The organism is Solibacillus sp. FSL W7-1472 (assembly GCF_037969775.1).
Classification (GTDB): Bacteria; Bacillota; Bacilli; order Bacillales_A; family Planococcaceae; genus Solibacillus; species Solibacillus silvestris.
In genome coordinates this window covers 1,385,351-1,404,493 of sequence record NZ_CP150208.1, presented here as the reverse complement: position 1 = coordinate 1,404,493, position 19,143 = coordinate 1,385,351, and the positions used below count along the sequence as shown (strand labels likewise).

The following is a 19,143-nucleotide window of genomic DNA, read 5'->3' as shown; positions in this document are numbered from 1 at the left end:
TAGCAATTAGCAAACGCTTATTTAACTTGTGATTTTAAACACAATCAATTATTATAGAATAATAAATGTAAGGGCTGTCATTTTCAAAACCGCGCTTTATCAAGGTGAAGTATGTGATGAATTGCACGAAGTATTTTCAATTTAGTAATATGAAACACTTCACAAACTTTCCAAAAAAAAATTTGAACAGCACTTTTTGTCTCCATTTCCGCGTACATTTGTTACACTTATACATAACGGAGGGAACACAATGACAGAAAAAACACATACCGAGGAACTGACAGAAGAAGAATTTTTGGAACTTGTTTTGGAAGAACAGGAAAAGGCGCTTGCAAAAGCACGAGAGGAACGGTTAAACCCACAGCCGAAAAAACCGAAAAAGCAAAAACCATTTGTTCGGATTGTAGTATGGCTGATGGCATTAACATTAGCTTTTAGCACGTTTGCTGTGATTTTCAATGTGTATTCCATTCCTGCCATCGAATTTTTAAAAGTATCGGCACAATTATCAAATCAGGAAAATATCCAAACATATAAACAATCTGTTGTCACAATTGATACCGACTCCGGAAAAGGAACAGGATTTGCGGTATCGGATAATGGCTACATAATTACGAATGATCATGTCACTGAGGATGCATTGACGATTACCGTTGTCTTTCCTGATGACTCACTCTATAAAGCTGAAATAGTTGAATCATATGAAGAATATGATCTAGCACTGTTGAAAGTGGATGCGGAAAACTTGCCATTTCTGTCACTTTCCCCATCGAGCGAATTCCGTAAAAATGAGCCTGTCTATTTTATCGGCAATCCGCTTGCATTTAGCGGGATTGCAAATAAAGGAACGGTTATTGGCTATACGACTGCTGCTGACATCCAGCCCGACATCATTATGATGGATGCTCCTGTTTATCGCGGAAACAGCGGTAGCCCGGTCATCAATGAAAACGGACATGTAATCGGCATTGTGTTTGCAACAGGTACTCGTGAAGGTCACGGGAAAGTGGGATTGTTTATCCCGATTGAAAATGTGCATGAGCTGTTTCACGCTTATTTGAAGTGATAAGGAAAATCGATCACTCAGCTTAAAGGTTTCGGAACCATCGTGGGGCAGTTCAGTATATTAGAACTTTTGTGAATGATATTAGAAGAGTTGGATACTATTTTAGAACTTTCATATCGTTTATCAGAAGATCAATCGCTCATATCAGAACAAACGTTCCTTTTATTAGAAACTCCGTGTTATATTAGAACTTTTCGCTTTATATTAGCACATCCTGCAAGTTTATTAGAAAATGCCACCTCACCAAAACAGCAAAAAACGGCTGCTCAATTTCGATCATTGAGCGCCGTTTTAAAATTAGAAAATCAGGCTAATTAAGAAGTAGAATAATGCGGCCATTAATGCGGAAATTGGCAATGTGATAAACCACGTGATTACAATTTTACGCGCCATTCCCCATTTAACACCTTTCACACGTTGAGCTGCACCAACACCCATAATTGCAGAAGAAATTACATGTGTTGTCGAAACTGGTAATGCGATGACTGTAGCACCAAAAATAATTGATGCAGAAGTTAAGTCAGCCGCTACCCCGTTAACCGGACGGATTTTCATAATTTTACCGCCGACTGTTTTAATGATTTTATATCCGCCTACTGACGTTCCTAGACCCATCGCAAGTGCACAGGCAAAACGTACCCAATCCTGAACTTCATCAGTCGATTGCCAGTTTGCAGCGATTAAAGCCATTGTAATAATACCCATCGCTTTTTGAGCATCGTTCGTACCATGTGTAAACGATTGTAATGCCGCCGTACCGATTTGCGTTAATCGGAATGCTTTCGTTGTCCCATATAATGGTGAACGGTGGAAAATAAATTTGAATAGTTTCATGACGATAAAACCAAGAGTCAATGCTAAAATCGGCGAAATAATTAACGCCTGTAAAATTTTAAAGAAGCCTTCATAGTTTAAAATATTCATACCTGCAGAGGCAACTGCTGCACCAGCAATTGAGCCGATCAGTGTATGGGAAGAACTTGATGGAATACCGAAATACCAAGTTAATAAGTTCCATGTGATGGCAGAACATAATGCTGCCAATATTACTACAGACCCTGTTGTATCCCCTTCAAATGCGTTTAAAGAGAACGGGTCCACAATTCCAGATGCTACAGCTTTTGCTACACCTACGAACGTCATCGCACCTACGAAGTTCATCACTGCCGCTAACAGAACAGCTACACGAGGTTTTAATGCACGTGTCGATACAGATGTGGCGATTGCATTCGCTGTATCATGGAAACCGTTAATAAAGTCGAATGCCAGCGCAAAGATGACAACGAGTACGGTAATGATTAATAGCGTATCCATAATTTACTCCTTTTTCATTATGCATTTCGCATAATAATCGATTCGATTGTATTCGCTACATTTTGGCAGTAGTCTGCAATTTCTTCTAACTGCTCATATAAATCTTTAAAGATAATTAAGCGAATTGGATCTTTCTCAATCTGGAATAGTTCAGTAATGGATTTACGGAAAATTTCATCACATTCACGCTCATAGTCCTTGATTAGGATGGCATGTTGACGCATACCGATTAAGTCTTTTTTATTTAATAATTCCATCGCCTTTACAGCTTCATCTGATGATTTAGCGATATAGTCTACGAAGTCGCGCATATACTGATTTACTTCTGTAAATGAGTACATTTCAAAGTGGGCAATTGTATTTTCGATGCCATCCAGAATATCATCCAATTTAATGGCTAATGATAAAATATCTTCACGCTCAATAGGAGTCATAAACGAATCGTTTAATTTAACGATTAATTCATGGATCAGCTTGTCTCCCGCTGTTTCATATGATTTCATTTTAATCTGAATTTGTTTCAGTTCTGATACTGTAGTAATTGTCGATTCTTTTGCATAGTTGGCACCTTGTTGTACATTTTTTGCAATATTTAATAATCCTTCAAAAAATGGATCTGGTTTTTTTGAGTTGAACATCGAATAAAATCCTCCTAAAATGAAGTTTGTAAATTAAAACCTAGGTTATCATAACACCGATTTTTCAATATCTTCAACATTAATTTATGTTATTTACAAAAGCTTTACAATTGTGAAACATAACTTTTTTAACATATCCGGTTAAATTCAGTCGATATTTAATGAAATATTCTGAAACTAACCGAAATTTATTAATATAGTGCCTTTTTCCGGCACTTTCGACAGCATTGCTAATAAAATTTCACTTTTATTCTTCAGTACCCAATTTTATGTCATGTTAATTGTAAAGCTAATGTAAATTTTAAGTTTCATAAAAGTTATTTTTTCACCCTCAATTTTCATTAAAAAAAGCCTAGTAAGTTTCTACTTACTAGACGATGATCCTATTTCCTTATTTGTTTAGGACAGAAGATACGATATGAGCTGCGTCCCATTCACCTAAAGACAGTTTTGTAATCGGATACTTTTTACTGAAAAGCTGTGCTGTAATTTCAGAAGTGGTCAAGCCTTCTTCGTTCATCATTTCTATTTTATAACTTAGCTCTTTTAAGTAATGAAGTTTTCGCATTAAAGCCTCTCTTCCGTTTTCGATATATCCCGCATGATTACAATACACTTCAAGAAAGTCATACGTTAATACTTTCTCCAGCGATCGGATAATTTGAGGAATACTTTCTTCACGCAGGACGACTTTTGTTTTCGGTGTCACATACAGATCACCTGTAAAGAGTTGACCTGTCGATTCATTCAAATAGGCAACATGGTCTTCTGTATGTCCGGGAGTTTCAATCACTTTCCAATTCGTCGTTCTAGATGAAAAAGAATCTCCGACAGGCTGTGCAAGAAACGGCAGCCTTGCCCCCCAGAAAAGCTTACGATATAAAGGATAGCTTGCCTTCTTCCTACATTCTTCTATGTTGAGCGGATGCATAAATATCGGCAATTTATATGCTTTTTGTAAAAAATGAGCGCCTCCGGAGTGATCTTCATGATAATGAGTCAACATAATCCGGTCAACGTCCATCTGTTCAAAAAAGGGCTTAAACTGCTTAAGAAGCGATGCAGAACCTGTATCAATTAGGATACCGTCCACTTCAAAACAATGTACATTTAAATAAACCGCTTGAAACTGGACAGATCCATTGATCATTTTCACGCCGTTCTTTTCGCTCAGCTCTATTTTTTTCTTAAATAACACATTTCTCACTCCTTTGACCGTTATTTTTCTACAATACCACTTTATCACAAATATTGGAAATTAGACCCAACTCTTTGTTAAATTTTTGTACGACAAAAAGCCGTTATGTAAAACTTGTTTACATAACGGCCTGTTAAGCAGTGTCAACCTTTTTCGACAGAGTGATGATGTACCCAATCACTATAGCCTGCCATATAAATTTTTATATTTTGATAGCCTGCTTCCTTTAATACTGTATATACCGGTGTAGCAGTAACACCTGACCCGCAGTACACAACTACTTCCTCATCTTTTGGAACTTCCTTGAGGAGAGAAGACGTAATTACCAATTCAGAGCCATTACGCAACTGTTCCCAATCATAGTTTTTTGCTGTTGGGATATGTCCTGCCACTTTATCAAACGGCTCTGTTTCACCACGGTAACGCTCCGGTGCGCGGGCATCAATTAATGTCGCTTTTCGCTTGCCTTCAATAATATGCATAATATCCTGACGTTTTAATAAAATATCATCATTCCACTGTATATCAAGATTACTTTCCTTAAATACAGGTACTTCTGTCGTTACAGGGAATCCTGCTTCCTTCAGTGCTTCAAAACCGCAATTAACGACATAGGCATGTTTGAAGCCTGCATAATGCAATATCCACCAGGCGCGTGTTGCACTTGCTGCCGCCCCTTGATCGTAAATATAGATGGCATCATTGTAATTTAAACCGTGCTTTTCAAACAAAGCCTGAAGCTGCTCCTTCTCAGGAAGCGGATGTCGCCCTTCTTGTTTCGATAAATCCGACAGATCGGTATTTAAATCCCAGTATATCGCCCCTTCAATATGGCTCTCTTCATACATCTTTCTGCCTGACTCTACATTGCTCATATCAAATCTTGTATCGATCAACCGACCTGTTCTTTCCATTCGATTTGCGGTCACAAAAATATTCGTCATTAAAAAGATCCTCCTTACGCTTGTAGTTGCGCGTAAATATCCTTCCAAACAGCTAAGCGACTTTCTTCCTGAAGTAATAAACGTTCTGTCTCAATCTGCTCGACTGCCTGTTCAAGCATATGCTGGCGCAATCCTTCTGCTTCAATGGCGATATGGCTTGCTGCCCACTCCATTATTTTAGCTTTTTCCATATCCAGATAGTTTTGCGCATTTGGTTTTGTTAGTTGCTCCAGCGCATCACGCAATTGCTCTTTTTCATTCTTTTCAAAGAATGCTTTTACATTTTTAAAGTGGGATTTTACCACTTCATATGGTGCCGGATCTGAAAATGGACCTGTAAAATCCAAAATTTCAGGTTCTTTTGATTCATAGCTTAAAAACGCGAAGCTTGGGTTTAGTTCTTTTAATTCACGCGCTTCCTCTTTGAACAGTTCTTTCATTTTCTTCTCGACAAATTGTGCTAAACGGAAATTCGTTACCCGCAACTCCTGAGCGAAGTCGAAGCTTAACGCCTGCAGCACTTCTTTTAATGCAGTTTGCAATGCTTGCTGTGCCGGCATTTGCGCAAAAGTGGACGGATTGTAGCTTTCACGGTAGAAGTCCGGATAGCGGTAGTACACACGTTGCAGTACGTAATATAACAGTTCATCCAGTTCTTGCTTTGTCTCACTTTCAATCATCGCTGTTTGGGTTGTCTGGAATTTGGAACGTACTAGCTTTTCCAAATGAGCCAATTCTTCAAGTCGTTCATCTTTACGTTTCAAGTTTTCTTCTGTTTGTGTAATTAAATCATTCAGGCGTGCTTCTGTTTTATCCACTTCTTCTTGTAATGCCTGAACCGCAATACCCATCAGTTCGTCATTTAGGAAGTGGTGGAATGCATCTTCAAATGGTGCCATACCCGACTGATGTTCGAGCTGATCCTGCTTTTCTTTTAATGCCAGTAAACTTGATACTCCGTAAAGTCTCGGGAAACGGATACCGAAGCGTTGAAGTTCTGAACGAACATAGCCTTTTACTTCTTCCTCTTCTTCCATTGTCGAAGCTAAGTCAATGGCATTCACGATAAAGAACATTTTATCCAGTTCAAACGCATCTTTAACACGACCTAATTGGATCAAGAACTCACGGTCCGCTTTTGCAAATGCATGGTTGTAGTATGTTATGAAAAGAATGGCATCGGCATTTCGAATGTAATCGAACGCTACACCTGTATGGCGTGCGTTGATCGAGTCTGCACCTGGTGTATCTACTAACGTTACACCCATACGCGTAAGTGGTGAATCAAAGTAGAAATCAATATTGTCTACGAAACAAGAACGGTTTTCCTGCGCCACGTATTTTTCAAAATCATGACGATTAACCCGTAATGTCGTTCCAAGTTTTGTAATGAATGTTTCATAACCTTCCGAATAAGCACGGATAAAGGATTTATGAACATTCAGGCGCTCATCTGTTAATGGAACAGCCAATCCTTCTTCTGCACGATCATACGCTTCTTTCAAAGATGATACTTGGATGCCAATTGCTGCATATGAGCCTTGAATATCTTCAAGTAGCTGTGCTTCATTTTTCAGATGAACATCTGCTGTTTCGTGCGGATGTTCCGGTGTGACAGGACGAATTTTATTGATTGCCGCTGTCGTCGGGTTTGGTGATACAGGTAATACACGCTCTCCCATCAAAGCATTCGAAAAGCTTGATTTACCCGCACTGAATGCACCGAATAAGGCAATCGTAAAGTCACGTTTTTGCAGACGTTCCACTTTTTTTGTCAGGAAGCTCGATACTTCTTTAAAGCCTTGTACATCTTTAATAATATGCGCTGTTTTCAATGCTTTTTCCGTTACCGTGTCAACATTTAATCCTGTTCCCGCTTTTTCCTCTGTTTGTTCAGCAGCAATTTCTGTTTCCTGATTTTTTAACTGCAGCATCGATTCATCAAAGGGACGAATATCTTTCAATGCCTGCTCATGTTCACGCTTCCAATTTTCCAAATAAATTTTGGATTCTGCGCGAATTTCATTGGAAACTTGTTTCATTAATGTGTTGTTGAACACCTGGAATTTCTCGATTTGCATAATATGCTGAAGCGCATTCACTTTTTCGGACATTGCATTAATTTTCAGTTTAACAGGCGCTGCCGCTTCACGCGCTACTTGCTCCAATGTTTCTTTTTGTTCAAGTTTCCATGCATCTGTTGTTTGGACAAAGTATCGTTTTGTCGCCTCAGAAACTCGATTCGCAAAGTTTAGTACCGCATCTCCTGTAATAACCGCGCTTTTTTGAACTTGTTCTTCAATAATCGAGAACGGGAAATTAAATTCCTTCTTATCAATACTTGCTGCCCGTTCGTCATTCAATGCACCGACATCTTTTAACGCTTGCTTCATCAATGCTTTAATATGACCTGTAATTTGTGATTGGACAACATGGTTAAAGCCTGCATATGCATCTTCCTGACGACGTGCTTTCTCTTCCGCTGTTTTCTTTTTCGCAGTAAACAGTCCGCCTACTTTAAAGTCATCTTGTTGACTTTCTAAATAGGCACGCAGTTTATCACGGACATCCGCCGGCATAATTGCAGCATTTGCAAGCAAGTCTTTACGTTTTTCATCAAACTGCATATCAAATACATCAAACGAGAAAAGTTCTGTTTGACGCGTCAGTTTTTCATATTGCTCTAAAATATCATCACGGTGCTGCCAGTCATCTTCAGAAACGAGTTCAGCATATGTTGTGAAGCGGTCTTGCTTCTCCTCTTCCAAATACGCTTCATGCTCGTGCTGCAGCTTTGTCAGTGTATTTTCTGCTGTTAAAATCAGCTGTTCCTGCCAGTCATTCATCGAATCCATAACGATTTTTTTCACTTGATCAAAATCATTGTTCGGAAGCTCTTTTTCACGTAATGATGTGAAGAAAATATTTTTCGGGTAAACACCCCATGCCGCAAATGAGTTATGAACGGATTGCTTGAAATCTTCAAACGAAAGTTCCGCTTCACGGTGCTTGTCAATTTGATTGACGATTAAATACACATTCGGATTGTATTTCATCAACTGTTTTGTAAATTGGAAGTTCAGCTCAGATTGCACATGATTGTAGTCCATTGTGTAGAACACCATATCGGCAATATGCAAGGCAGACTCCGTACTCATCGCATGTGCATCGTCCGTTGAATCAACACCCGGAGTATCCATAACAGTTACCCCTTCAGGCAAGCTTGAAGTACTATGTCCGATTTCAATTTGTGATACCAATTCGCCGTTTTTGCTCAATTCTTTTACTTGTTTAATATCATAGCCCGCTTCAAACTTTACCGGCTTTTCATTATGCAAATAAAGAATCGCAAAATCTTCATCCGATTTGTGCACTTTAACAATGTTCGCACTTGTCGGAATTGGGCTTGTCGCTAAAATGTTTTCCCCCGACAGCGCATTGATCATACTCGATTTACCCGCGGAAAAGTGACCGGCAAAACCGATGACAAATTCCTTTTGTAAAAGCTTTCGTGCAAACAGATGGAGCTTTTCAATTCGTTCTGTATCTTCATTTTCTTTATAAATTATGTATTGTAATGCCGATTGCTGTAACAATCCCTGAATTTTCTCGTCAAACATCGTCATATTACGACCCCTTTATATCAATTTATATCTTTTTGCCTTAAATTCGTCACATTTCTATAGTACCATGCCCAGTCAATAAAATCGGCTAGTATTTTTTTAAAATTATTGTTTTGTGCATATTTTCGTTAAATATTGACTTTTCCTTAATTGAATTGGTATTTCGGAATAACCAGGTTATTATACTCAATTAAACGTATCATCATGTCCGTTTTATTAAAAATCACAAAAACTCATCATTACCCAACATAATATCAGTATAATGAGAAAATAAAAAGATTGGAGCAGTAAATGGGGGACTTATTTAAACAATTGAGAAGTAGGAGATGACGAAGCAATGAGAGGTTTATCCTTTGAGATACCGAACCGGCATGGCCGATATTTATATGAAATTTTAGAAGCTATCGACATAAGGGATTACTTTTGGAAATCAGAAGCCGAAGAAGCATATTATATTGAAAATAATCAGTTGGATGAGGCCATGTTCCCGCAGCCTTGTATATATACCGGTGAAGAACTATATACCCGAATTTCCGTAAAAGACTATTATGTACTATTTGCAGACTTAAAAGCATTTAAAGATAAATTACATGTGCAGGACATTGCTACATATGAAGAGTTCCTTAATTGCCAGTGTGAAATCGTTCTTTTAATTGTTGATAGTGCCTATGTAACGATCTATGTAAAAGATCAACATGTAACTGAACGGATTTACAGAAAAGCGGTTCAGAATAGGTACGAAAATATAGTGTACATTACGGATGAGAATGACCTTCGTACAACATTGACCTCATTTTAAATAAATATGTGACGCCATAATTTCTATTTGTTTTACCTTTTTTTATTAAATATAAATTCACAAATAAAAAAGATGACCAGTCCCGCCATTAAAATATAAAATGAACTATTTAAAACAGCATTGTTTATGTATGAATAGATAGAATGTGCAAGTAGGGTAACCTAATAAAAGAAAAATCCAAACTGCGCAGCTTTTTTACTATTTCTTTTTTCAATGTCTGTCATTTTTTTAAAAAACAAACTATGCTCCCCTCTCCTCAATTTTCCAGTAAACTATTTCGGATAAAACTCGTCAAAGGAATAATTTTAATAGAATTTCTTAAGTGGCTCATATAAATATCAACTGGATTAATAGTCCCGATCGGACCTATATCCACTACCCTTAATAAATCCGCTTCAATTTTCTCTGAAATTAAACTTTCAGGCAATAGCCCGATACCTAAACCTTCCTTAATTAATTTTATAGCAAAAATAACATCCTTTATTTTGTTGAATTTCTTTATCTCGTACTCGTTATTTAACCATTCAACTACAGGAATATGTTCATTTAAATAACCTATATAAAGCGGATGCTCATTAAAAAGTGCTTTAAGCTGTAAATCCAACTGCTTTTCCATGAGCTGTAATTTAGAAGAATATACCAGTCTTAATGGTGAACGGTCAATACGCTCCGAATGAAACTCTTTAGAAATAAATTTGTGTAAACCTAGTGCTACATCTATTTGTTGTCCTTTTATTGCACTTTCTAACTGTACCTGATCTTCCATAACAATTTCTACAATGTATTGTTGATGCAATTCAATAAAATCATGTATTCGATCTAATAGATTCGTATACAGCAAGGCGGGTGAAACTGAAATTATTAATGGAACAGCCGGATTTAGTGTTTCAAGGTGAATTTCTTTTGTACTCGCTTCTATTTGAGCCACAAGTTTTTTGGCCATAGGATAATATTTTTCGCCAATTGCAGATACCTTAACCTTTGTATGTTCCCGGTGAAACAATTGAACCCGTAAATGCTCCTCCAATAACTTCATATGTACAGTGATACTTGGTTGAGAAATAAACAGTTTTTCTGCTGCTGCTCGAAAGCTCCCTTCTTCGACAACTGCTATAAATGTTTTTAGCCACTTGATATCCATGTTCATCACCCTCTTATTAAGATTAATAATCAAATACATTAAAATTCATTAATTCCGTTAATTGTAAGTCTATTATACACTGTAAGCAATACACGAAATGAGGTGTTTCAAATGGAAAAACTAGTCGCCGCTTTCGGACGTTTCGCCAGCCATGAAGCCAAAAACAATAGTCAACTTTACGAATATTGGTGTAAAAGGATTATGACAAATGAGCAACTATTAAATCTCATTATGCATATTCCGGAGACGCAGCCAAAGCCTAATTTATTTTTCGGGTCTGTGCAGTATTTATCAGTACAAAAAGAAACCCCTTTGAAACGAATATTCGAAAGTCCTTTCGAAGTGGATTTGGAAGCAAGCTTTCAATTACTCATCGATTTCTGTTTAACACATTCAGATGAACTGTTGCAGTTGTTTCATACAAAATCCGTTCAAACAAATGAAGTACAGCGGGCCAGCTATCTTTTCCCGATTTTCTCGGAAATAGCCAAAGAAGTGGAACTTCCGTTAACATTATTGGAAATCGGTACAAGTGCAGGACTTTTGCTTAATTTAGACGGGTATCGGTATGAAATCGAACAAGAACCGCAGATCTCATTTGGTAATGAAAATAGCCCTCTCACTCTTTTTGCTAAAAACTACGGCACTTCTATAACTTCTGTAAAAAACTTGGACATTTTATACCGCATTGGAATCGATTTAAATATTATAGATTTACAAGATTCCGAAGAATATTTATGGCTGAAAAGTTTAATTTGGCCTGAACAAATTATACGGAAAGAAAATTTAGAGAAAGCAAGGGCGATTCACCGGCAATATTCAAAGCTTTTACTAACTGGTGATTTTAGAGAGCTTATTCCCCCTTTATTTGATACTCATGAATTTAAAGGTAGCCAGATTATTATTTTCCACACACATGTGGCAAATCAGTTTCCCGCAAAATTAAAAACGGAATTGCTGACAATGCTGCAGCAACTAAGCCATATTCAAAGCATTTATCACATTTATAACAATATGGATGATGCTGATTTATATGTGGATTACATTGCCGGTGGTGTAATTCAAACCGTCAAATCACTAAAAGATACAGACGGGCATGGGAAGTTTTTCAGCTGGAATTAAAACCTTAAATAGTAATTATTACGATTACCATTGACAAGCAAGGGTCAACTATATAATATTATAAATCGTAACAGTTACTATTTAGGAGGTAAGTTATGAAAAGGAAATTAAATTGGTTAAGTATGCTGGCATTTAGCTTCATGCTGGTAGGTTGTGCAGAAAGTTCCGACGAAAAGGAAAATAAGGCTTCTATTGAAGTAAAGGGAGAAGCTGTAAAAGAACATGAAAATCAACAAGAACACGAGCATGACCATGAACATCAGCATGAATCCGACGAGGAACAAAAAGAAATTTACAACGGCTATTTCGAAGATGAACAAGTACAAGATCGTCCATTAAGCGATTGGGCCGGTGACTGGCAATCGGTCTATCCTTATTTGCAGGATGGCACATTAGATGAAGTATTTGAACATAAGGCTTCCCAGGATGGCAGCAAAAGCTTTGAGGAGTTTAAAGATTATTATGAAATAGGCTATAAAACAACTACCGACCGTATTGTAATAGAGGATAATTTTGTTACATTTTATGATCACGGTCACGCCCACAAAGGAGAATATAAATATGATGGATTTGAAATTTTAACGTATGAAAAAGGTAATCGCGGAGTCCGGTTTATTTTTAAACATGTGGGAGATGAAAAAGGAGTACCTGCTTATATTCAGTTCAGTGATCATATTATTGCGCCTCAAAAATCGGGGCATTACCACATCTACTGGGGTAATGACCGTGAAGCCTTATTAAAGGAAGTAACGAATTGGCCAACCTATTACCCTTCGCAATTGGATGGCCATGAGATTGCACACGAGATGATAGCCCACTAATATAGTTCATTAGAAATCAGCAAAAAAACAACCATTTGCCCTTTGAGGAAATGGTTGTTTTCAATAAATTTATCTATCTATTTTTCTAAATAAAGATGAAGAGTGCCATCCAGCTCCAATACACTTTCAGGCTCCGGTAACTGCGCTTTTACTGTCTCACCTTCACCATGTACTTCGACCTGATAAGGATATTCCAACTCCATAATTTCATTAACTGGTACACCTACTAAATCAGGTACACGCTCTGTAATTTTATCACCCCAACGATATTGCTTTTCTAATTGACCTTCCCGATCTTTTACTATTCCCAAAATAGGTGCAATATCTTCAATAATCTGTCCAACAATCGGCGCTACAATTGTACTGCCGAATACCAATTCTCCTTTTGGACTATCAACCGCAACATATACGACAACTTCCGGATCATTTGCTGGTGCGAAACCAATAAATGATACAATATAGTCCCCATCTTTATAACGTCCATTTTCGACTTTTTGAGCAGTTCCCGTCTTCCCTCCGATTCGAAGTCCATCCCGGTATGCAGCTCTCCCTGACCCATTTGCTACAACAGACTCCAGCGCATCTCTTACTATTTTAGAAGTTTCCTCACTAACCACATTACGTTTTAAGTTCGGTTTATTTTCGATAACCACTTCTCCACTTTCCGGATTATAAACTTTCGAAACAACATACGGTGTAAACAGTTTTCCACCATTTACCGCAGCAGCAACTGCTTGAACTTGTTGAATTGGTGTCACCGAAATACCTTGCCCAAAAGAAGTGGTGGCATGTTCAACTGGTCCAAATGCCTCTTCAGAAAATAAAATACCAGACGCTTCTCCGGCAATATTAGAACCTGTTGTTTTACCGAACCCAAAATTCTTGATATACTTCATTAACTTGTCAGCACCTACTCGTTGCCCAAGCTCGATAAATCCTGGATTACAGGAATTTTCCACGACTTGTAAAAACGTTTCCTCTCCATGACCATCGCGTTTCCAACAGCGAAGTCTCACACCTTCCACCATTGTGTAACCTTTATCAAAATAAGTATCCTTTTCCAGATCCACTACATTTTCTTCAACAGCGGCACTCAATGTTATAATCTTAAAGGTTGACCCTGGCTCATAAGTCATCCATACCGGCAAATTTCGATTGTAAATGGATGATTCTACTTCTTCAAACTTTGATGGATCGTATGTAGGATATGAAGAAAGTGCTAAAATTTCACCAGTTTTGGGATTCATCGCAATAGCTAGTGCCTGTTCCGCATTATATTTTGTCATAGCTTGTGACAGTTCCCGTTCTATTACTTTCTGAACTTCTAAATCAATTGTTAAACCTACCGTTGCTCCTTGCTTCCCTTCTCGCCATTCATCATTCACATGGGGTAATGCCTTCCCTTTTGCATCCGTAAATAACTTGATCGCTGCATCTTTTGAAGTTAATAGTTTATCATATTGATATTCAATTCCTGCAAGTCCTTGTGAATCATATCCAGTAAATCCGACTAGTCGGGATAACAAGTTACCGTACGGATAACTCCTGTCATAATCTACACCACTATAGAGTCCGTCAATTTTCAATTCCTGAATTTTAACCGCCTGTTCGTATGAAATATTTTTCGCTTCTGGTGCAAGTTTGACCAGGTAACTTTTAGAATTCATTTTTTCGAATAATCTTTTTGCATCCAAATTTAGCACATCTGCAATTTGATTTGCAGCTTCTTCGATATTATCATTCTGTGTTGGCATGAAATACAGTGTTGGAGCCAATTCGTTTGTAACAATAACTTCACCGTTACGGTCCGTAATTTCTCCCCGTTCTGAAGTAAACGGAATTTCCCGATCCCAATTCGTTTTTGCAAGTTCAGTTAGTTTATCATGCTGAATAACCTGCACATAAAACAGTCTTATAAAAACGATAACGCCGAAAAGTATAAAAGCCGCAAAGATTAACCTCAATCTATTTTTAGAAATAGTTGAAATCCACTTCAAAAAATCACCTCAATATTCACGTTATGAATAAAAGCGAATTTCTATTCAAGCAACAATAAGTGAAACCGTTACTTAGAAAAATTTAAAATACTCATCTTTCTATTTATCTATATATAATTTACAATAGATATATCTTATAAAATACATATATATGATAGTTTATAACTATAATAAAGTGAGGCGTTCTTAATGGAATTACGACAGTTAGAGTATTTTTTAATGTTATGTGAAGAGATGCAATTCACAAGAGCAGCTGAACGGCTTAATATTGCACAGCCAACTTTAAGTCAACAAATTAAAGTGCTCGAAAATGAAGTAAATACCCCATTGTTTCACCGGATCGGCAAGAAAATCACCCTTACGGAAGCTGGTCAGATCCTTTACCGCCAAGCACAAACAATCTTTCAAACATTGCATACGACGAAAATACAAATGCAGCAATTGGCTTCACTTGAAAAAGGGATTCTTCGTATTGGCGCATTGCCCGGTGAATTGACCAATATTGTGTCAGATTTAGTATTAAAGTTCATGCATAAATTTCCGCATATACAAGTAACCGTTACTTCCGGTGAAGATATTCATACATTATTGAAGAACAATAAAATCGATATCGGCTTTTCGTTTTCACCACTGATTGAAAACTACGATGAGCAGTTTGTGGAAATCCCTTTATACACTGAACAGTTCTGTTATATAGAAAGCAAAGACAACGCTGCACAACATGAACCCGTACAATTGCGTGACATTCTAAACGAACCACTTGTTTTGTTTCCAAATGCTCACCTGTGCCGGCGAATTTTAAATGCAGCGGCTAAATCGGACAAGTTAACGATTGAGCCGAAGTTTGAAACATCGAGCATTCCCGCTATTTTTCAATTTGTCGAGCAAGGTCTTGGTGGAACGATTGTAGCCAAAACATTGTTTGACCTTCATGTGTCGGATAAACTGCAAGCTCATATCATTCAGCATCCTTTACTGGAAAGAGAAACATTGCTGATCTATCAAAAGGAGCGCCTGCAATCTCCTGCTTTTAAAGCATTTCTTGATTTATTGGAACCTGCGCTGACAAATTATCAGTTGTCTTTTTCCGCCAATTCATTGTAAGGGGCTATTCGGTAGTCCCTTTTGTCTTTTATTAAGAGCGGAGAGCGGCTGTAGTTGGGCGGTTTTCTAATATATTTGGAAATCTTCTAATATATTTTTATTTGTTCTAATAAAATGCCGATTTTCTAAAATATCACCCGGTTCTTCTAATAAGTGTTCGGATGTTCTAATATCACCTTGGGATTTTCTAAAATCTCTTCGACTTTTTCTAATAACCGCTATTTTGTTCTAATAAAATCCCAAGCCAAGTACTTTTCTATCGCACCCGCCGAAAAATAGTAGTCGGCACGCTTTTTTTCTAACCTCTATGGTAGATTTTCTTATATCACTCCGACTTTTTCTAATAAACATCCCTATTGTTCTAATAAAAAACCAAAGCCAACTAATCCCCCGCTCCTCCCTAACCGAATAAAAAAAAGCAGCACCTCAAAAATCGAGATGCTGCCCCACAGTCTTAAAATTATTTTTTCTTAATTGTAATTGTCCAAGAAGCTTCGCCTAACTGCTCGTAGTTTGTCACTTCATGACCGTCTTCTGCTGCCCAGCGTGGAATTGATTCCGTGCCTTGAGTACAGTCGAATTGCACTTCCAGCTCATCGCCTGTGTTTAATTCTTTAATTGCTTCTTTTGCTTCGATTAACGGAAACGGACAAACCATCCCTAAAACTTCTAATGTTTTTTTCATATTAATTCTCTCCTTAAGCACGCGCTACTGCACGTTTTTTTGATGGACGCACAAATACGAAGTACGATGCTGTCCATGTCCCCAAAATCATGAATACTAAAGCTACCCAACCCGACCAAGTCATCATAGCTGTCATAACAAGACCGTTCCCGATTGAACAGCCGCCTGCAAGACTTGCGCCGAATCCCATTAAAATACCGCCGCCAGAGCTTCGTACAACTGTTTTTGTATCGGGTGTACGTAAACGGAATTCACCGCTCATTTTAGCAGCAAAGTATGAACCGAATAAAATACCCATTACAAGGAATACACCCCAGTTAATGATATCTAAATCCCCAGTTACTAAAAACTGCAGAATGTTCGCTGAAGGTGTTGTAATCCCTAAACCGAAAATACGTCCTGATGCGGCACTTAAAGGCCATGCCAATGTTGCGATCAAACCGATTAAAATTGCTGTCACATACGGATTCCAGCGTTTTTCAAATAAAATATGTGCCAAGCCTGTTTTCTTAGGTTTCAAGCCTGGAATTTTCACACGTGGTTTGCGTAATTCACGGTAAACAATGAACGCCACCAATGCAACAAATGGAATGACTAAAAACCAGACATTAATGCCAAATGTATCGGCAATTGAATCAGTACCTACTACCGGTGTACGTGCATCAACTGTAAATTGTGCTAATGGACCTGACTTCATAATAGCTGCCATCAACATGTAAAATGCTAAGGCGATCCAACTTCCGATTAAGCCTTCACCTGCACGATACCAAGTACCTGTAGCACAACCGCCTGCAAAAATAATCCCGATACCGAAAATAAATGCGCCTGCTATCGTTGCCCATAATGGGAACTGACCTGCTGTATATTCAAACGCCCCTGCCTCAATCAGTAGGAATACACCTACCGCTTGAACTGCAATGGCTACTAGTAAAGCATAAAACATACGATTATCTTTTGCGATGTACATATCTCGGAAACCACCTGTTAAACAGAAGCGTCCACGTTGCATCACAAAACCTAATAGAGCACCACAAAGGATACCCGTAATTGCCATTTGCAACAAAATAATTCCTCCTATTTATAAAACCAAGTTTATCAATAGGGATATAATATAATATAATACTACTATAATACAAGTATTTTGATTGATATTAAGATAATCATATAGTTTTAGTCGGTTTTCTTGTTTAAAGGACAGAAATGAACGATTTTTATTAAAGGATATTCAACAACAATCACTTCTATTTTAAAGTTCCTTTTCCTGAAATCATGAGTAACGGCTTCGTTAATCGTTCATACTAGCCCGAACTTTTTCAGGAATCATTACAACTTTTGTTGTTAAATCAACCGAACCAAAACTTTCATCGATACATTCATCCCAGTATTCCAGATGTTTTTTATCGATCCAATGTGCGGAATCTTCTACATCCAATCCACCGTTTCCTTGCACAGAATACCAGTATAAATATTCTTCACCATTCAAATGTTCATGAAAAATTGTTTCCACAAACATCTTTTCCCCCTCCAGTGTTACGAGTACATCTTCCATATGATTGTTTAAAAAATCAAGCCATTCCATAACTTTGGAAGTTTTCCCTTCTTTCACACGATATCGTGTCAACTCCACCTTCATCTCGTGCCCCCCTATTTTTTCACCCAATACTCCGAACCGTCGTCATTGCGCTCCATAAAGCCGTACTCAATCAGATGACGGCGCAGCGATACAAAATCATCATGAACAGTCTTTAAAATTTCATTTACCTCTTTTTCATGGTAATGTTTACCCTCTTCAAAACGCTTTAAAATATGCTGCAGGATAATAAGCTTTTTCTTTTCCTTACTTGGAATTGTCTCAATCCCGGCGTCCAATCCGTTTTTAAAATAGGTAGTCAGCACTTTTTCTCGTTCCTTCTGTTCAATACTGTAACGTTCGTCCACTTGCCTCGCTCCTTTATGAATCTGATAATGTTCAGGGTTTTTCATTAACTGCATAAGTGCAACAAAAATTTTTGCCTGTTTTTCCTTTTCGCGAAGTTTAAACCGATGCTGGCGAACTGTTGATACACTTGAAACATTGCTATCATTTACAATTTCCTGATCTGTTTTGCCTTCGAAAAAATGCTGCATCATTTCAATTTGAACATCTGACAATCCGCTTACTTTTTTATCTAAAGCAAGCAAAGCGTGAAATGATGAAATATGTGCACGCTCAATATGCTTTTTAATCATGCCTTCCGCTGTTAGAAAACGTTCGTCGTAAGGAAAAACTTCATCCAAATGATAGGATTCTCCACAAAACAAACATTGATATCGTTCCTGTTTCATTTCATATCCTTTTATAAGTGCTTCCGTTGAAATATTTTGAATTTCCAAAAATATCACCTCTGTAACATTTATAATATATGTTATTGTATTTGTAAACATTTTTATTTTTTGTTTATTAAATATAACTAATTCACCTTTTTCATTTTCTTCGCGGAAAATCGGATTTATTGTATCCTTGAAGTAAAGCCAATTTGCTTCAAGACAGGTTTTTCGGAGGTCAATGCACTCTGGAGTTATTTGTTACAGAAATAAAGAGGGTTGAAATTCCAATCAATCTATGCCATACTACTAGTAATTTACTGGAAAGGAAGTTGAATGGCTGATGGATAAATAATTCTATTTTACACGTAAAATGTATACGCATTT

At 37.5% G+C, this 19,143-nt stretch carries 17 protein-coding genes; 6 read left to right on the top strand and 11 right to left on the bottom strand.

Annotated elements, in window-relative coordinates:
- The first annotated feature begins 250 nt into the window (after positions 1-250).
- Together MKY07_RS06835 and MKY07_RS06830 are read left to right on the top strand one after the other, a co-directional pair.
- The gene (locus MKY07_RS06835) at positions 251-1,066 is read left to right on the top strand and encodes a serine protease (protein ID WP_339264179.1); all 816 of its coding nucleotides are present in this window, start codon (positions 251-253) and stop codon (positions 1,064-1,066) included.
- Between the two features lie 75 nt (positions 1,067-1,141).
- Complete coding sequence (locus tag MKY07_RS06830; RefSeq protein ID WP_339264178.1) at positions 1,142-1,384, top strand: hypothetical protein; 243 nt, start codon at positions 1,142-1,144, stop codon at positions 1,382-1,384.
- Here MKY07_RS06830 and MKY07_RS06825 read toward each other — a convergent pair.
- From MKY07_RS06825 to MKY07_RS06805, 5 genes are all read right to left on the bottom strand, one after another.
- Positions 1,364-2,380 carry an inorganic phosphate transporter gene (locus tag MKY07_RS06825; RefSeq protein WP_008404804.1) on the bottom strand — a complete coding sequence of 339 codons (1,017 nt, stop codon included), beginning with the start codon at positions 2,378-2,380 and terminating at the stop codon, positions 1,364-1,366. The two genes, MKY07_RS06830 and MKY07_RS06825, sit on opposite strands and share 21 nt — an antisense overlap.
- Positions 2,381-2,397: 17 nt before the next feature.
- Positions 2,398-3,018, bottom strand: coding sequence for a DUF47 family protein (locus MKY07_RS06820; protein WP_008404805.1), 621 nt, complete (start codon positions 3,016-3,018; stop codon positions 2,398-2,400).
- A gap of 391 nt (positions 3,019-3,409) precedes the next feature.
- Positions 3,410-4,216 carry an MBL fold metallo-hydrolase gene (locus MKY07_RS06815; protein ID WP_014824268.1) on the bottom strand — a complete coding sequence of 269 codons (807 nt, stop codon included), beginning with the start codon at positions 4,214-4,216 and terminating at the stop codon, positions 3,410-3,412.
- 143 nt (positions 4,217-4,359) lie between these two features.
- On the bottom strand, positions 4,360-5,160 hold the full coding sequence (locus MKY07_RS06810) for a sulfurtransferase (protein ID WP_339264176.1): 801 nt from the start codon (positions 5,158-5,160) through the stop codon (positions 4,360-4,362).
- A gap of 14 nt (positions 5,161-5,174) precedes the next feature.
- Positions 5,175-8,786: a dynamin family protein gene (locus MKY07_RS06805; RefSeq protein WP_014824269.1), complete on the bottom strand. Its 3,612-nt coding sequence runs from the start codon at positions 8,784-8,786 to the stop codon at positions 5,175-5,177.
- 334 nt (positions 8,787-9,120) lie between these two features.
- On the opposite strand from MKY07_RS06805, the gene MKY07_RS06800 reads away from it, so the two are divergent.
- Positions 9,121-9,582, top strand: a complete 462-nt coding sequence (locus tag MKY07_RS06800) for a DUF2691 family protein (protein WP_339264175.1) — start codon at positions 9,121-9,123, stop codon at positions 9,580-9,582.
- A 256-nt stretch (positions 9,583-9,838) separates the two neighbouring features.
- Here MKY07_RS06800 and MKY07_RS06795 read toward each other — a convergent pair whose 3' ends face one another.
- Positions 9,839-10,723 (bottom strand): LysR family transcriptional regulator, encoded by an 885-nt coding sequence (locus MKY07_RS06795; RefSeq protein WP_339264174.1) that lies wholly within the window; start codon positions 10,721-10,723, stop codon positions 9,839-9,841.
- Between the two features lie 111 nt (positions 10,724-10,834).
- Here MKY07_RS06795 and MKY07_RS06790 point away from each other — a divergent pair, with 111 nt between their 5' ends.
- A complete protein-coding gene (locus tag MKY07_RS06790; protein WP_065217188.1) occupies positions 10,835-11,845 on the top strand; it encodes a DUF2332 domain-containing protein in 1,011 nt (336 codons plus the stop codon).
- Between the two features lie 95 nt (positions 11,846-11,940).
- Positions 11,941-12,666 (top strand): metal-binding protein ZinT, encoded by a 726-nt coding sequence (locus MKY07_RS06785; RefSeq protein WP_339264172.1) that lies wholly within the window; start codon positions 11,941-11,943, stop codon positions 12,664-12,666.
- A 77-nt stretch (positions 12,667-12,743) separates the two neighbouring features.
- Here the strand turns inward: MKY07_RS06785 and MKY07_RS06780 are convergent, their stop codons facing one another.
- Positions 12,744-14,663: a penicillin-binding transpeptidase domain-containing protein gene (locus tag MKY07_RS06780; RefSeq protein ID WP_339264171.1), complete on the bottom strand. Its 1,920-nt coding sequence runs from the start codon at positions 14,661-14,663 to the stop codon at positions 12,744-12,746.
- Positions 14,664-14,852: 189 nt separating this feature from the next.
- On the opposite strand from MKY07_RS06780, the gene MKY07_RS06775 reads away from it, so the two are divergent.
- Positions 14,853-15,767, top strand: coding sequence for a LysR family transcriptional regulator (locus tag MKY07_RS06775; RefSeq protein WP_339264170.1), 915 nt, complete (start codon positions 14,853-14,855; stop codon positions 15,765-15,767).
- Positions 15,768-16,227: 460 nt separating this feature from the next.
- Here the strand turns inward: MKY07_RS06775 and MKY07_RS06770 are convergent, their stop codons facing one another.
- The 4 genes from MKY07_RS06770 to MKY07_RS06755 all read right to left on the bottom strand — a co-directional run bounded on the left by MKY07_RS06770 (position 16,228) and on the right by MKY07_RS06755 (position 18,834).
- Positions 16,228-16,452, bottom strand: a complete 225-nt coding sequence (locus tag MKY07_RS06770) for a sulfurtransferase TusA family protein (RefSeq protein ID WP_008404823.1) — start codon at positions 16,450-16,452, stop codon at positions 16,228-16,230.
- Between the two features lie 13 nt (positions 16,453-16,465).
- A complete protein-coding gene (locus tag MKY07_RS06765) occupies positions 16,466-17,515 on the bottom strand; it encodes a YeeE/YedE family protein (RefSeq protein ID WP_339264169.1) in 1,050 nt (349 codons plus the stop codon).
- A gap of 222 nt (positions 17,516-17,737) precedes the next feature.
- Positions 17,738-18,085: a DUF6176 family protein gene (locus tag MKY07_RS06760; protein WP_339264168.1), complete on the bottom strand. Its 348-nt coding sequence runs from the start codon at positions 18,083-18,085 to the stop codon at positions 17,738-17,740.
- Positions 18,086-18,096: 11 nt separating this feature from the next.
- Positions 18,097-18,834, bottom strand: coding sequence for a DUF2087 domain-containing protein (locus MKY07_RS06755; RefSeq protein WP_339264167.1), 738 nt, complete (start codon positions 18,832-18,834; stop codon positions 18,097-18,099).
- Positions 18,835-19,143: the final 309 nt, after the last annotated feature.